The organism is Streptomyces yerevanensis (assembly GCF_000716805.1).
GTDB lineage: Bacteria > Actinomycetota > Actinomycetes > Streptomycetales > Streptomycetaceae > Streptomyces > Streptomyces flaveus.
The window spans coordinates 159,914-174,166 of sequence record NZ_JNWJ01000013.1 but is presented as its reverse complement, the minus strand read 5'-3'; the positions used below and the strand labels follow the sequence as shown (position 1 = coordinate 174,166).

General features: G+C 70.3%; 9 protein-coding genes. 3 read left to right on the top strand and 6 right to left on the bottom strand.

The features are described 5' to 3' along the window. Positions 1 to 9: 9 nt before the first annotated feature. The 5 genes from OP79_RS16285 to OP79_RS16265 all read right to left on the bottom strand — a co-directional run bounded on the left by OP79_RS16285 (position 10) and on the right by OP79_RS16265 (position 5,463). Positions 10 to 1,104 (bottom strand): fatty acid desaturase family protein, encoded by a 1,095-nt coding sequence (locus OP79_RS16285; protein WP_033320911.1) that lies wholly within the window; start codon positions 1,102 to 1,104, stop codon positions 10 to 12. 147 nt (positions 1,105 to 1,251) lie between these two features. Next, a complete protein-coding gene (locus OP79_RS16280; RefSeq protein WP_033320910.1) occupies positions 1,252 to 1,455 on the bottom strand; it encodes a cold-shock protein in 204 nt (67 codons plus the stop codon). A 298-nt stretch (positions 1,456 to 1,753) separates the two neighbouring features. After that, entirely contained in the window at positions 1,754 to 2,521 is a 768-nt protein-coding gene (locus OP79_RS16275) for an enoyl-CoA hydratase-related protein (RefSeq protein WP_033320909.1), read from the bottom strand. A 24-nt stretch (positions 2,522 to 2,545) separates the two neighbouring features. Continuing rightward, positions 2,546 to 3,865 (bottom strand): ferredoxin reductase domain-containing protein, encoded by a 1,320-nt coding sequence (locus tag OP79_RS16270; RefSeq protein WP_033320908.1) that lies wholly within the window; start codon positions 3,863 to 3,865, stop codon positions 2,546 to 2,548. Then, a complete protein-coding gene (locus OP79_RS16265) occupies positions 3,865 to 5,463 on the bottom strand; it encodes an amino acid adenylation domain-containing protein (RefSeq protein WP_033320907.1) in 1,599 nt (532 codons plus the stop codon). Before OP79_RS16265 ends, OP79_RS16270 begins: the two co-directional genes overlap by 1 nt. Positions 5,464 to 5,812: 349 nt before the next feature. On the opposite strand from OP79_RS16265, the gene OP79_RS16260 reads away from it, so the two are divergent. Beyond that, a complete protein-coding gene (locus tag OP79_RS16260; RefSeq protein WP_033320906.1) occupies positions 5,813 to 8,038 on the top strand; it encodes a molybdopterin oxidoreductase family protein in 2,226 nt (741 codons plus the stop codon). Positions 8,039 to 8,140: 102 nt separating this feature from the next. On the opposite strand, the gene OP79_RS16255 is transcribed toward OP79_RS16260, so the two are convergent. After that, positions 8,141 to 10,630, bottom strand: coding sequence for a CBM35 domain-containing protein (locus OP79_RS16255; protein ID WP_211270807.1), 2,490 nt, complete (start codon positions 10,628 to 10,630; stop codon positions 8,141 to 8,143). A gap of 167 nt (positions 10,631 to 10,797) precedes the next feature. Here OP79_RS16255 and OP79_RS16250 point away from each other — a divergent pair, with 167 nt between their 5' ends. After that, entirely contained in the window at positions 10,798 to 11,823 is a 1,026-nt protein-coding gene (locus tag OP79_RS16250) for a LacI family DNA-binding transcriptional regulator (RefSeq protein ID WP_033320904.1), read from the top strand. A 71-nt stretch (positions 11,824 to 11,894) separates the two neighbouring features. Further along, positions 11,895 to 14,087, top strand: coding sequence for a glycoside hydrolase family 36 protein (locus tag OP79_RS16245; protein ID WP_078491818.1), 2,193 nt, complete (start codon positions 11,895 to 11,897; stop codon positions 14,085 to 14,087). Positions 14,088 to 14,253: the final 166 nt, after the last annotated feature.

Genomic DNA, 14,253 nt, shown 5'->3' with positions numbered 1-14,253 from the left:
TACTCCGGATCAGTACTCCAGCTCGGGGCGCAGAGGGCCGCCGACCGCGTGGAGGTGCCGCAGCACCTGGGCGTAGGACTCGACGAGTCCGGTCTCGTGGTAGGCGATGTCGTGCCGGGCACAGAACGTGCGCACGAGTTCTTGGGCATGGCGCAGGCTGGGCCGCGGCATGGAGGGGAACAGGTGGTGTTCGATCTGGTAGTTCAGCCCGCCGAGCGCGAAGTCGGTGAGCCGTCGGCCGCGGATGTTGCGTGAGGTCAGTACCTGCCGACGCAGGAAGTCGATCTTGTCGTTCTTGGCGAACATCGGCATGCCCTTGTGGTTGGGGGCGAACGAGCACCCCATGTACAGCCCGAACAGTCCCTGGTGCACGGCGATGAAGCACAAGGCCTGGACCGGGGGCAGCACCCAGAACACGGCGGTGAGATAGCCGACGAGGTGCGCCGTCAGCATGCCTGCCTCGGCGATCTTGGTCGTCCGCGAGTCACGGGTACCGCTGCGGTCGAGCATCGCCTTCACCCCGGCGACGTGCAGGGCGAGTCCTTCCAGGAGCAGCATCGGGAAGAACAGCCAGGCCTGGTGACGGCCCAGCCAGGCGTACGCTCCGCTGCGCACGCGGGCCTGGTCCTCGGTGAAGGCGATCGCGCCGTCGGCGATGTCAGGATCGCGGTCGATGTAGTTGGGGTGGGAGTGGTGCCGGTTGTGCTTGGAGATCCACCAGCCGTAGCTGAGACCGATGAGCAGATCGGCGTGCACGCGGCCGAGCAGGTTGTTGACGCGCTTGGAGCCGGCGATCTGGTGATGGCCGGCGTCGTGCCCGATGAACCCGGTCTGGGTGAACATCACCGCGAGGAAGGCGGCGGTCAGCAGCTGCCACCACGACTCTCCGATCAGGGCGAACGCGGTCCATCCGGCGGCCAGCAGAAGCAGGTTCGCGCCGACCTTGACGGAGTAGTAGCCCGGGCGCCGCTTCAGCAGCCCGCGCTGCTTCACCTCGCGGGACAGCGCGGCGTAGTCGCTGCCCCGGCCGCTGGGCGGGGGTTCTGACGTCTCGGGGTACTGGTCCGCCGGATCTGTGCCCCGGTCGATGATTTCAGTGGTCACGGTTTTCCTCTCGGGAAGCGCGGAACGCGCGGGCCGATTCCGTCGGCGCGGGGGCAGGGCGCCGGAGCGGGAAGCCCTTCGGGAAGCTCTTACGGGGACAGCGCGAAGCAGGCCCGCGCGTGCGGGCCTGCTTCGGCGAGGGTGTCCTCAGAGTGCGCGGACCTGGTCGGCCTGCATGCCTTTGGGGCCCTGGGAGGCGGTGAACTCCACCCGCTGGTTCTCCTCCAGGGAGCGGAAACCACCCGTGTCGATCGCCGAGTGGTGAACGAAGAGGTCGGCGCCGCCGTCATCGGGGGCGATGAAGCCGAAACCCTTGTCCGGGTTGAACCACTTCACGGTTCCTTGAGCCATGTGATGTCTCCTTCGAGATGTCGAGATGACGAGTAGTGCGGAATACGCGCGCTCGCGCGATCCCGGGCTGCTGGTCGTCCGCCGTCGAAGAAAACCCCCGAAAACGACGAAGCGCCCGCTGTCAGAACTCCGCGGGCGCTCACACGTTCGCAAACTTCAACTACAACCACTGCCTAGAACGTCTGGAGAGCCGGGAACGTTCCCTGCCCGTGGACTCTCCGGTGAGGGCAGGTGAGGGCATGGGCGGCGGAGCGGGAGAACCCGCCCGCCGCCCGCGCTCAACCGTCTGCAGCCCTGGTCAGCGCCCCTTGAAAACAGGCGTCCTCTTCTCCAGGAACGCGCTCATGCCCTCCCCCTGGTCCTCAGTCGCGAACAGAGCGTGGAACACGCGCCGCTCGAAGACGAGCCCGTCGCGCAGGCCGGTCTCCAGGGCGCGGTCGACCGACTCGCGGGCCGCCGTGACGGCCGGGCGGCCGTAGGAGGCGATGGCTTCGGCTGCTTCCGTCGCCTCGGTCAGAACGCGGTCGTCGGGTACGACCCGCGACACGAGGCCCGCGGTCTCCGCCTCGCGGGCGTCCATCGTGCGGCCCGTGAGGACCAGGTCCATGGCCTTGGCGCGGCCGACCAGGCGGGTCAGCCGCTGGGTGCCGCCGATGCCGGGGATCACGCCGAGCTTGATCTCCGGCTGGCCGAAGACCGCCGACTCGCCCGCGATGATCAGGTCGCACATCATCGCGAGTTCGCAGCCGCCGCCCAGCGCATAGCCGTTGACGGCCGCGATCTTCGGCGTACGGAATCCGGCGAACTCCTCCCAGTCCGCGAAGTAGTCCTCCGCGGCCATGTCCACGGCCGACTTCCCGGCCATCTCCTTGATGTCGGCACCGGCCGCGAAGACCTTCTCCGAACCGGTGACGACGAAGCAGCCGACGTCCGGGTCGCGGTCCAACGGGCGCAGTGCGTCGAGGAGTTCGGCCAGCAGCTCGCTGCTGAGGGCGTTCAGGACGTGCGGCCGGTGGAGTCGTACGGTGACGACGCGGTCATGGCGTTCGATCTTGAGGGTGTTCATCAAGTCCCCTTTCCAGGTGGTCTGTTACGAGTCCCAGATCGCGCCGTACGCGGGAATCCCGCGCCGTTCGAGACCGTGTACGACCTGCCAGGTCAGCTTCTTGTTGGAGATGCAGATGACGGCTTCGGCACCGAAGTCGCGGTAAGCGGTGTACGCGAGCCGCACCATGTCCGGTTTGCCGTGCTGCGAGGTGTCCCAGACCAGCGCGTTCGGCTGGACGGCGAGGATCTCGTCGACCAGTTCGTCGCCATAGGTCCTGCGGGGATCGCGTGTCGCCCACACGAGCCGTGAGGGCACCTCGGCGGCCAGCAGATGGGGCAGGCAGGGACCGATACCGCTGCCGGTGGCGACGTAGATCACCTTGCTGAACAGGGTCTCGATATTGGCGACCCCGGCCGTGGTGATGCCCTTGACCCAGACCTTCGGGGGCGCGTCGTCGATGAACGAGCCCGTCCAGTCGCCCGCGCGGGAGATGGTCAGCCGGAAGCCGGGCCGGCCGGGTGAGGGCACGTTGGCGAAGGAGTGCCACTCGGTGAGCGGGCTGCGGCTGATGGCGGTGGAGGAGCCCGCGAAGGGGGTCACGCCGTGGTCGAAACGGGCCAGCGCGACGTGCGAGGAGGGCCGCTCGATCCGTACGTCCACCTTGCGCAGCCGCAGCCAGGGCAGGGCGACGCTGAAGGTGACCACGGCCAGCACCCCGAGGGCGAGCGGGCCCTGGGCGCCCAGCAGCGTGTGCGTCCAGAACAGCGCGAGGGCACTCCAGCCGCCGAAGCGGTGGATCTTCTCGAAGTGGTCGTGGAAGCGGGAGCGGAAGGGCGGCAGGGCGGTGGCGACGATGCCGACGAGCAGCGCGACGAGTACCCAGCTCACCGTGATGAGCGGCACGTCGGCGCCATCGACGGTCGCCACGACCGCCCCCGCGAGGAACCACACCGCTCCCGCCAGTGCCCCGCCCACGTGCAGTCCGCCGAAGTGGTACACCTTCCCGAGCGTCCACCGCACCTTCAGCGGCCAGCTCGTCGGCGCCCAGGTCGCCAGCCGGAAGAAGAGGTTGATGACGTACTGCTGGCGTACGACCACGGCGAGCGCGAGGTTCACCAGGGACGCGTAGCCGATGGTTTCGGCGCTCGGGGCCCAACTCACCGCCAGAAAGGCGAGGTTGGCGAGAAGCACCAGGGCCGCCAGGCGGTTGTAGTGCATCAGGCGGGGGTGCTTGAGGAGGCGACGGGGTGCGGAGGTGAGCGGAGGGAGTTCGGCGATGTCCGCGGGAGCGGACGAGGTCTCGACGGATGGCGTCTCGACGGATGGCGTCTCAGCGGACGAGGTCTCGACGGACGAGGTCATCAGGCCGCCCCCTCTCGCACCGCCGACACAGGTAGCCGGGGTGCCCCCTCGCCATGAACCGTCGCCGCCCGCGCGGCATCCTCCCGCTCCGCCGCCAGCCGCAGCAGCGCCGCCCGGTCGACCTTGCCCCGGTCCGTCTCCGGCAGCGCGGCCACCGGGAGGACCGTGGCCGGCACGCAGTAGTACGGCAGCGCGTCGGCCACCGCGCGCCGGGCCGTGTCCGGGTCGACGTCGGCCGGGCAGACGAAGGAGACCAGGTTGCGGGCGTCCCGCTTGAGCGTGACGGCGCGGGAGCAGCCCGCCACCGACTCCAGCACCGAGGAGACGGAGTCGAGTTCGACGCGGAAGCCGCGGACCTTGACCTGGTCGTCGGTACGGCCGAGGTGCTCGAGTTCGCCGTCTGGAGTCCAGCGGCCGAGGTCGCGGGTACGGAACATCCGGCGTCCGCTGCCGAGGAAGGGGTCGGGGGCGTAGCGCTCGGCGTTCAGCGCCTCGTTGTTGAGATAGCCCGCCGATACGCAGTCGCCGCCGGCCCACATCTCGCCGACCTCCCCGATGGGCAGCGCACGCCTGTGCTCGTCGAGGACGTACACCGTGTTGTTGGGGGTGGGCCGGCCGATCGTGAGCAGCGGGTCGTCCACGTGGTGGCGGCGCATCGTGTTGACGATGGTCGTCTCCGTGGGCCCGCAGGAGTTGTGGAAGGCGGACCGCCGGGCCCAGGCGTCCGCGAGCGGGCGCGGGCACGGCTCGCCCGCGACCGCCACCGTCCGGACACGGGGGCAGTCCGCCGGGTCGATCCCGGACAGCACCGTCGGCGTCGCGATCAGCACGTCCGCCGTACGGGCCGCAGCCGTGACGTCCTTGCCGCGGACGACGAGCGTGCCGCCGTGGGCGAGGCAGCCGAGGATCTCCCAGGCGGCCATGTCGAAGGCGATGTTGAGGAGCTGGGCGACCCGGTCGCCGGGGCGGATGCCGAGGTCGCCGGGCTCGGTGAGGAGGATGTTCGCGACGTTGCGGTGGGTGACCTTCACGCCGTTGGGCTTGCCGGTCGTGCCGGAGGTGAACAGGACGTAGCACCCGTCGTCGGGGTGTACGGGCCGCTCGAGCCGGACCGGCCCTGCCGAGGCGAGGTCGTCGTCGTCCAGCGTGATCAGCCGGTGTCCGGTGTCAGGCAGAGGCACCCGCAGCGTGTGCTCTGTCTGAGTGAGGACGACCCGCGTTCCGGCGGTACGGATGACGTGCCGTAACTGGGCGGCGGGAGTGAGGCCGATGTCCTGCGGGACGTACGCGGCGCCGGCCTTCAGCGTGCCGAGCAGTCCGACGAGCATCGGGATGGAGCGGCGTACGAAGAGGCCGACGTGATCGCCGGGCCGTACGCCCTCCCGTACGAGTCTGGCCGCGAGCCGGTCGGCACGCCGGTTGAGCTCGCCGTAGGTGATCGTCGTGCCCTGGTGCTCGGCGGCGACGGCGTGCGGCGCGGTGGCGGCCCGCCGTTCGACGGCGTGGTGGACGAGGGGGTCGGGGACGGGGACTTCGGGGCCTTGGCCGAACTGCCAGAACAGGGCCCTGTCTTGGGGGGACAGATGGCTCAGGGGCATGCTTCACAGACCTCCTGGCTGTGTGGGGTGAAGGTGCCTCGGGCGACTGAACGCTGACGTGCGTTTCGACATGTCGAACACCGTGCGGAGGTGTTGCAGGCCGCACCGCCTGTGCGCGGTAGCGACCCCAATAGCTTCAACGTTCAACGTGGTCCGCGTCACTGGCAAAACCAGTCACATGGCTGTACTGACAGCACATCGACAGCTTCCGTACAGGAAGACGACAGGAACCTCACGCGCGGCGCTTCCGGCGCCTCACGCCGCCTGAGCCCCCGCGGGGAGGTCCCCGTGCCTGCCGTGTAACGGGACGCGTTGCGGTGCGTAACACGTGCGACGCACGCTGGACGGTATGCAGACCTCCGTGACGCCCACCCACTGCCCGTACTGCGCCTTGCAGTGCGGAATGAATCTCACGCCCGAGCAGGACGGTGGCGTCGCGGTGGTCGAGCGCCCGGACTTCCCGGTGAACCGCGGCGCGCTGTGCGGCAAGGGCCGGACCGCGCCCGCGGTGCTGTCATCGAGCATCCGCCTGACGACCCCGCTCGTCCGGAACGCCGGTGTTCTGGAGCCCGCCACCTGGGAAGAAGCGCTCGGCCGGATCGCCGACGCCTTGTCCCGCACGCGTACGGAGCATGGCCCGGACGCGTGCGGGGTCTTCGGCGGCGGCGGGCTGACCAACGAGAAGGCGTACACGCTCGGGAAGTTCGCCCGCGTCGTGCTCGGCACCTCGCAGATCGACTACAACGGACGTTTCTGCATGTCGTCCGCGGCGGCCGGCGGGATCAAGGCGTTCGGCCTGGACCGGGGGCTGCCGTTCCCGCTGGAGGACATCCCGAAGACCGGCTGCGTCATCCTCGTCGGCTCGAATCTCGCCGAGACGATGCCGCCCGCGCTGCGCTATCTCACCGAGCTCAAGGCCAACGGCGGCAAGCTGATCGTCATCGACCCGCGCCGCACCCGGACCGCCGAGCAGGCGGACCTGCACCTCGCCCCCCGCCCCGGTACGGATCTCGCCCTCGCACTCGGCCTGCTGCACCTGGTCGTGGCGGAGGGGCGTACGGACGAGGCGTACATCCAGGAGCGTACGAGCGGCTGGGAGGAGGCGCGGGCCGCGGCGATGGCGCACTGGCCGGAGCTGGTGGAGCGGATCACGGGCGTGTCCGTGCCCGAACTCCGGGAGACGGTACAGCTGTTCTGCGAGCCGGAGTCCGCGATGGTGCTCACCGCGCGCGGGCCCGAGCAGCAGTCGAAGGGTACGGACACGGTGGGCGCGTGGATCAACCTGTGCCTGGCGACGGGCCGCGCCGGGCGTCCGCTGTCCGGCTACGGCTGTCTGACCGGGCAGGGCAACGGGCAGGGCGGCCGTGAACACGGCCAGAAGGCCGACCAGTTGCCCGGCTACCGCAAGCTCGACGACCCGGCGGCCCGCCGCCATGTGGCCGAGGTCTGGGGCGTGGACCCGGACTCACTGCCGGGCCCGGGCCGCAGCGCGTACGAGCTCCTCGACGCCCTCGGTACGGACATCCGCGCACTGCTGCTGATGGCCTCGAACCCGGTGGTGTCGGCGCCGCGCGCCGCGCACATCGAGGAACGCATCAAGTCCCTGGACTTCCTGGCGGTCGCGGACGTGGTCCTGTCGGAGACGGCGGCCCTGGCGGACGTCGTCCTCCCGGTCACCCAGTGGGCCGAGGAGACCGGCACGATGACCAACCTGGAGGGCCGCGTGCTGCTCCGCAAGCAGGCGATCACGCCGCCCGAGGGCGTACGCAGCGACCTGCACGTGATGCACGAACTGGCTGCCCGCCTGGGCGTGGAGAAGGGCTTCCCCACGGACCCGGAGGAGATCTTCGAGGAGCTGCGCCGGGCGAGCGCGGGCGGTCCCGCCGACTACTCGGGGATCACGTACCGTCGGCTCATCGAGGAGAACGGGGTCTTCTGGCCGTGCCCGGCACCCGACCCCGCGGAGAGTGTTGAGGGCTCGGAGGACTGCGAGGACTCCGCGCTCGACGTACTGCCGGACGATCCTGCGGGCGAGGCCGAGCCCATGGCCACGGCCGCCGCCGCGCCGGACGCCCGGCCGGGCGGAGCCACGGCTGTCGCCGCGTCGGGCGACCACCCCGGCACCCCCCGCCTCTTCCTCGACCGTTTCGCCACACCCGACGGCCGTGCCCGCTTCGTCGCCGTGACTCATCGGCCGCTCGCCGAGGAGCCCGACGCCGAGTACCCGGTGCTGCTGACCACCGGGCGGGTCGTCTCGCAGTACCAGTCCGGCGCCCAGACGCGTCGGGTGGACGAGCTGAACGCCGCCGCCCCCGGCCCCTTCGTGGAGCTGCACCCGAGGCTCGCCGAGCGGCTCGGGGCGAAGGAGGGCGACCCCCTGGCCGTCGTGTCGCGGCGCGGTCGCGCGACCGCGCCCGCGCGGATCACCACCTCCATCCGCCCCGACACGGTCTTCATGCCCTTCCACTGGCCGGGCGAGGGCCGGGCCAACACACTGACCAACCCGGCCCTCGACCCGACCTCCCGCATGCCGGAGTTCAAGGCGTGCGCGGTACGCGTTGAACTCGCTGGCTAAGCGGTTCCTCGCCCCGTCAGGGGCGCGGGGCTGTGTCGATTTGCGGCTCCGCCGCGCGGGCGCGACCAGCCACAACGCACCCGCAGCTTCAAACCGGCCCAACTAGCCCAGCACTGGCGCCAGTTCGACCCTGTCGATGTTCGGCGCCCACGCGGTGGCATTGCCGAACGTCACCGTGTTCTCGCCCTTCGCCAGGTCGACCGGGACGCCAAGCGTCCAGTAGTCGTCCCAGCCCCACGTGTTCTTGAAGGTCACCTTCCTGGTCGTGCCGCCGACCGTGATGTCCGCCGTGCGGGACATGATGTCGGTGTTGTACGAGTGGCCGTTGTCGCGGCGGTCGTTGTTGGCGTACGAGACGACCAGCATGTAGCGGCCCGCCTTGGGCGCGTCGACCTTGAACTGGGCTGTGCTGGCAGCCGAGTTGCCGAGCCAGCCGATGTACGAGCCCGCCGAGGCGTAGGACGAGGACTCCAGCCGTGCTCCCCCGGCCAGGGTCGCGTCGGCGCCCTCGTACCCGAGCGTGCCCGAGGACGAGCCCGCCCCCGACACGTCCAGCGAGCGCAGTCCGACGCCCGAACCGGTCGCCGTCACACGGTTGTTGCCCGCGACCAGGTACAGCCGGAGCGCCTTGCCGGGCGGTGCCGTCACCGTCTGCCCGTGCAGGGACAGCTTCACGGCCGCCGAGGCCCGCGAGGTCAGCGTGTAGTAGCCGTCACGCGGCGCGTACACGTCGTGGACCGCCTTGTCGCCGGAGCCGAGCCGCAGGGTGCCCGTCCCGGTGCCGGCCGAACTCCCGTAGTCGTACGCAGGCTTGCCCGACACGTCCGCGAGCGTCGCCTCGTACTGCGCCGACGGCGTGGTGCTCGCCGTCAGGTCGACGCGGTCCAGCGTCACCTCCGTGTTGCCCTTGGCCAGCGTCAGCGTGTGGCTGCCCGCCGTGAGGGAGACGGGGACCGTCTGCAGGCCCCGGTACGTCCAGTTCTCCGTCGAGGGGTACGTCACCGTCGTGGCAGCGGCGCCGTCCACCAGGAGCTTCTGCGTGGCGGGCGTCCCGCTCTGGTTGCCGTACAGGATCCCCAGGTCGTACGTCCCCGTGCGCGGCACCGATACCGTGAAGTCCACCTTGCTGGAGGCGGTGTTGAGCGAGCCGACGTCCTTGGTGCCGGAGGCGGCGTACCCGTTGGCGTTGGACACCGTGCCCTGGGTGTAGACCTGCCCGCCGGTGATCGCCGCGTCCTCCGCCTCGTACGACGCCGACCAGGGGACGGACGGCGTGGCGGGCGTGCCGGAGCCGGCCGGGTTGAGGACGACGCGGTACGCCGACATCTTCCGCATGCCGGTGAGCGGAACGGTGACCGTGCCGTCCTTCGCCACCTTCAGCTTCACGCGCTTGAGCACCTGAGGCGCCGCGTGCGCGCCCTCGTACCCGGACCAGGCCGCCTCCGCCACGGTCGCGGTGACCGAGGACCCGAAGACCTTGCGGTCGACGCTCTTGACGACGACGTCCGCGTCGCCCGCCGCGCCGCCGAGCACCACCTGCGCCTGCCGGCGCTTCTTGTCGTACGAGGCGAGGCCCTGGAGCGTGTCGATGGTGTTGGCCTGCGGCGGGGTCACCTTGACGGTGTTGCCGGTCAGGCCCGCGTACCAGCGGAAGAGCCACCAGCCGCCGTTGGGGATGTTCGTACGTACGACATTGCCGTCCATGTTGCCGGCGGCGTCCCAGTAGGCCTGGTTGGCGTACACCTTGTTCCGCTCGAACATCGACACCCACTGCACGAGCTGCCCCGGCACGGACAGATCGCGACGGTTGGCGTACTCATCGATGTTGATCTTCAGCGGTGCGATGCCGAGGTTCTTCTCGATCGAGCGGTAGGTGTCGTAGTGCCCCTGGAAGTCCCGCAGCGAGCCGGAGTCCAGCTCGTGCCAGGTCATGATCTGGGGCAGGACGTTCTCGCGCTTCGCGAAGGTGAGGAAGTCGGTCAACAGGCGTGTGTGGTACGCGGATTCGTTCGGGCCGGCGATCACGGCGTCGGGGTCGATCGCGCGGATCCGCTCGTACACCGTCTTCCAGTCCTTGAAGAACCGGTCGCGGTTGGCCTCGTACTGCGCCTGGTCGGAGGTGCCGAGGTTGTACCAGATCTGGTCGGGCTCGTTGAACGGGATGTAGACGAAGCGGTCGCTGTTCGGGGCGGCCGACACCTCCTTGACGATCTTGTCGACCTTGGGGAGGTAGTCGTCGATGCCGAGGTCCTCGTACGGCCACTTGGTGTAGACGTCCTGCATCATCACGTTGATCTCGCCGCCGCCGTTGCGGAAGAACGACTTGGAGACGGTGATCGCGTCACCGTTGGGGTGCTGGGCACCGCCCTCCGGCTTCTGCGAGATGCTGGTGATCTTCAGGGGCTCCAGCGCGGCATCACTGGGTACGCCGTCGTCGCTGAGCCCGTACAGCGCGCCGTTCGCACCGAGCATCACCGGACCCTCGGAGGCGGCGAGGTCGACGGAGAGGCGGGGCGCCGCCGCACGTTCCGCCCCTCGGGCCGTGGACGTCTGGGCCGCGGACATCTGGGCCGCCGATATGGCCCCTCCCATCAGTGCGAGCGTGAGGACCGCTGTGGTCCATCGTCTGGTGCGCGTTCTCCGACTCATCCACCGGCTCCTGGACTCTTGTGTGAACGGTCACATTCAGCGCATGATTCTCCCGCCGCCGTACCATCTGTCAACACCTGTAGCAGGACTAGCCTGGAGTGACCGTTCACATGAGGAGCGTTCAGGAGCCGACCATCCGGGACGTCGCCCGCGCGGCCGGCGTCTCCCACCAGACCGTCTCGCGCGTCATCAACGGCAACGAACGCGTCGCCGAAGCCACCCGCCGACGGGTACAGGCCGCGATAGGCGAACTCGGCTACCGGCCCAACCGGGCCGCGCGCGAACTCGCAGGCAAGGCGGTCCGCTCGCTGACCGTGCTCACCTCCGACACCTCCCTGTACGGCAACGCGGCGGCGCTGCGCGGCATCGAGGAGGCCGCGCGCACGGCGGGGTTCGCGGTCTCGATCAGCGTGCTCGACCGGCACGCGGCCCTGGACGCCGAGGAGTTGCGGGCCCGGCTGGTCCGCCCGGGCGAGCCCGTGATCGTCATCGCCTTCGACGCGGCGGGCGCCCGGGCGCTGGAGCTGCTGCCCCCGGACGTACCGGTGACGGCGCTGGTCGAGCGGCCACCGGGCGACGACCCGGACCCCCGGCACGTATGGCTCGACGACCGCCTCGCCGCCACCCGCGCCACCCGCCATCTGCTCGGCCTCGGCCATCCGACCGTGCACTGCCTCGCGCTCCCGTCGTCCACGGCACACACCGCACAGCGGACGGAGGGCTGGCTGGACGCCCTGCGGGAAGCGGGAGTCGAGGCCCCCACGCCGGTCGAGGGCGGCTGGACGCCGCGCTCCGGTTACCTGGCAGCGCGCGGGCTGCTGGAACACCACCCCGACACCACCGCCGTACTGTGCGGCAACGACGACCTGGCGCTCGGGATGCTGCGGGCGGCACGGGAGGCGGGGCGCCGGGTGCCGGACGAGTTGAGCGTCGTGGGCTTCGACGACACGCCCGCGTCCGCGTATCTCGCTCCGGCTCTGACCACGGTACGGCTGGACTTCGAGGGGCTCGGGCGTACGTGTTTCGGTCTGCTGCACCGCCTGCTGGATCCGTCGGCTCCTGGGCAGGAGCCTTGTGCGGAGCCGGAGTTGATCGTGCGGGAGAGTTCGGGGCCGGGTGGCAGGGGTAACGGTTGACTTGGTGACTTGAAGATCACGGCATCACGGCATCAGGACATGAGTCATCAGGGCTATCGCGGGGAGATCGGGTGACGCAGGACCACGGCAACGGCGTACGGCACTATCGCTGGGGGCATTCGGAGCTCGCGGTCGACTTCGACTTCGGCGGGTCCGGTGAGGTGGGTGACACCGGCGGGCCCAGCGGGGCCGCTTGGGCCGCCGGTGTCGGCGGGGACTCGGCTCGGCTGCTCCGGGTGGGGCGGCCGGGCGATCCGGAACCGAAGGACGAGGATGCCGAGGTCCGCGCCGCGTTGCCGCTGGTCGATCTGGTGCTGGCCGGTGAGGGTACGGGGTTCTCGGGGCCGCGGTTCACCGGGACAGCGCTGGGGCCGCGACTGAGGTACCGGGCGCACGTCGCCACGTACGACGACGGCTGGCACCGCCTGACCGTCGAACTCCACGATCCGGCAAGCGAGTTGGTGGTCTTCGCGGAGTACGCCTCGCCCGACGGGGTGCCGGTGCTGCGCTCCCGGGTACGGCTCCGCAACGACGGCTCCGCGCCGGTCACCCTGCGCTCGGTCAGCAGTCTGCTGCTGGGCGCCCTGCCCTCCCCCGACGACCTGCTCGTGTTCCGCGCGCGCAACGACTGGCTCGCCGAATGCCGTTGGTACACCGAGCCGCTGAGGGCGTCCGTGCCCGACATCGGCCGGGACGTCCACGAACACGACAGCCGGGCCGCGGTACGCCTGGCCGGGCGGGGCAGCTGGCCCACCGACGGACACCTGGCGATGGGCGCCCTCAACCACCGTACGGACGAACGCAGTTGGCTGTGGCAGATCGAGTCCGCGGCGAGCTGGTCCTGGGAGGCGGGGGAAGCCGGTGGGCACACGTATCTGACGCTCGGCGGGCCGACCTCGGACGAGCACGGCTGGCGTGAAGTCCTTGAGCCGGGCGGGGAGTTCGGCAGCGAGTGGGCGGCACTGGCCCTCGGCACCTGCTTCGACGGAGCGCTGGCCGCGCTGACGACGTACCGCCGTCTCGTCCGCCGCCCGCACCCCGACCACGAGCGGCTCCCCGTCATCTTCAACGACTACATGAACACGTTGATGGGCGACCCGACCACCGAGAAGCTCCTGCCGCTGATCGACGCGGCGGCCTCGGCCGGGGCGGAGTACTTCTGTATCGACACCGGCTGGTACGACGATGACGCGGCGGGCTGGTGGGACAGCGTCGGCGCCTGGCTGCCGTCCTCCGGGCGCTTCCCCGGCGGAGGGCTCGGGGCAGTGCTCGACCGTATCCGCTCACGCGGGATGGTGCCGGGGCTGTGGCTGGAGCCGGAGGTCGTGGGCGTCCGCAGCACCGTCGCGCGCGAACTGCCGGATGCCGCGTTCCTGCGCCACGAGGGCGGTATCCGGGTCACCGAACAGGGCCGCCACCAACTGGACCTGACGCATCCGGCGGCTCGCGCCCACCTCGACGAGGCGGTGGACCGGATCGTGGGTGAGTGGGGTGTGGGCTACCTGAAGCTGGACTACAACATCACCACGTCCGTGCCGGGGCTGCTCTCGCATACGCGGGCGTGGCTGTCGTGGCTGTCGTCGGTCCTAGACCGCCATCCCTCGCTGGTGATCGAGAACTGCGGGTCCGGCGGTATGCGCATGGACGGCGCTTCCCTGGCCGTCGCGCAGGTGCAGTCCACGTCGGACCAGCAGGATCCGCTCCGCTATCCGCCGATCGCTGCCGCGGCGCCGACGGCTGTGCCGCCGGAGCAGGGGGCGGTGTGGGCGTATCCGCAGCCCGAGTTCTCGGATGACGAGATCAACTTCACGCTGGGGACGGCGCTGCTGGGGCGGGTGCATCTGTCGGGGCATCTTGATCGGATGTCGCCGGGGCAGCTGTCGTTGGTACGGGACGCTGTGGCGACGTACAAGTCGATCCGGGGTGACCTGCGGGCGGGGGTGCCGTTCTGGCCGCTCGGGTTGCCGGGGTGGGCTGATGAGTGGGTGGCGTTGGGGGTGCGGGTGCCGGGGGCGGAGTCGGTTGCGGGGCCGGTGTATCTGTCGGTGTGGCGGAGGGGTGGGGAAGCCGCCGAACAGACGTTGTCCTTGCCGCAGTTGGCGGGCCGGGACGACGTACGGGTGGAGGTTCTGCATCCGTCGGCGTCGGCGTCGGGATTGGGCGGTACGGCGGAGTGGGACGGGGAGTCGGGGGCGCTGCGGGTGGTGTTGCCGACGGCTCCGGGGGTGCTGTTGGTCCGGATTGCTTCCGCCGGTTGTTCGTGAGCTGCGGGTTTGTGGGTGGCTTGTCGCGCCCACGTGGAGGAGCCGAGAGTCGGGGCGCAGCCCCAGTTTCGGGAAGGGGCGGGGGTGGGGACCGGACCGAATGATCACTTTCGGGTGAACGGGCCGGAACAGGACACAGCGTCTGCGGCCTGCCTACGATGATGCT

Bases quoted from the DNA above. Each gene is read 5' to 3' on its own strand.
- OP79_RS16270 (WP_033320908.1), bottom strand. From the start codon at position 3,865: ATGACCTCGTCCGTCGAGACCTCGTCCGCTGAGACGCCATCCGTCGAG.
- OP79_RS16250 (WP_033320904.1), top strand. From the start codon at position 10,798: ATGAGGAGCGTTCAGGAGCCGACCATCCGGGACGTCGCCCGCGCGGCC.
- OP79_RS16265 (WP_033320907.1), bottom strand. From the start codon at position 5,463: ATGCCCCTGAGCCATCTGTCCCCCCAAGACAGGGCCCTGTTCTGGCAG.
- OP79_RS16255 (WP_211270807.1), bottom strand. From the start codon at position 10,630: ATGGGAGGGGCCATATCGGCGGCCCAGATGTCCGCGGCCCAGACGTCC.
- OP79_RS16260 (WP_033320906.1), top strand. From the start codon at position 5,813: ATGCAGACCTCCGTGACGCCCACCCACTGCCCGTACTGCGCCTTGCAG.
- OP79_RS16275 (WP_033320909.1), bottom strand. From the start codon at position 2,521: ATGAACACCCTCAAGATCGAACGCCATGACCGCGTCGTCACCGTACGA.
- OP79_RS16280 (WP_033320910.1), bottom strand. From the start codon at position 1,455: ATGGCTCAAGGAACCGTGAAGTGGTTCAACCCGGACAAGGGTTTCGGC.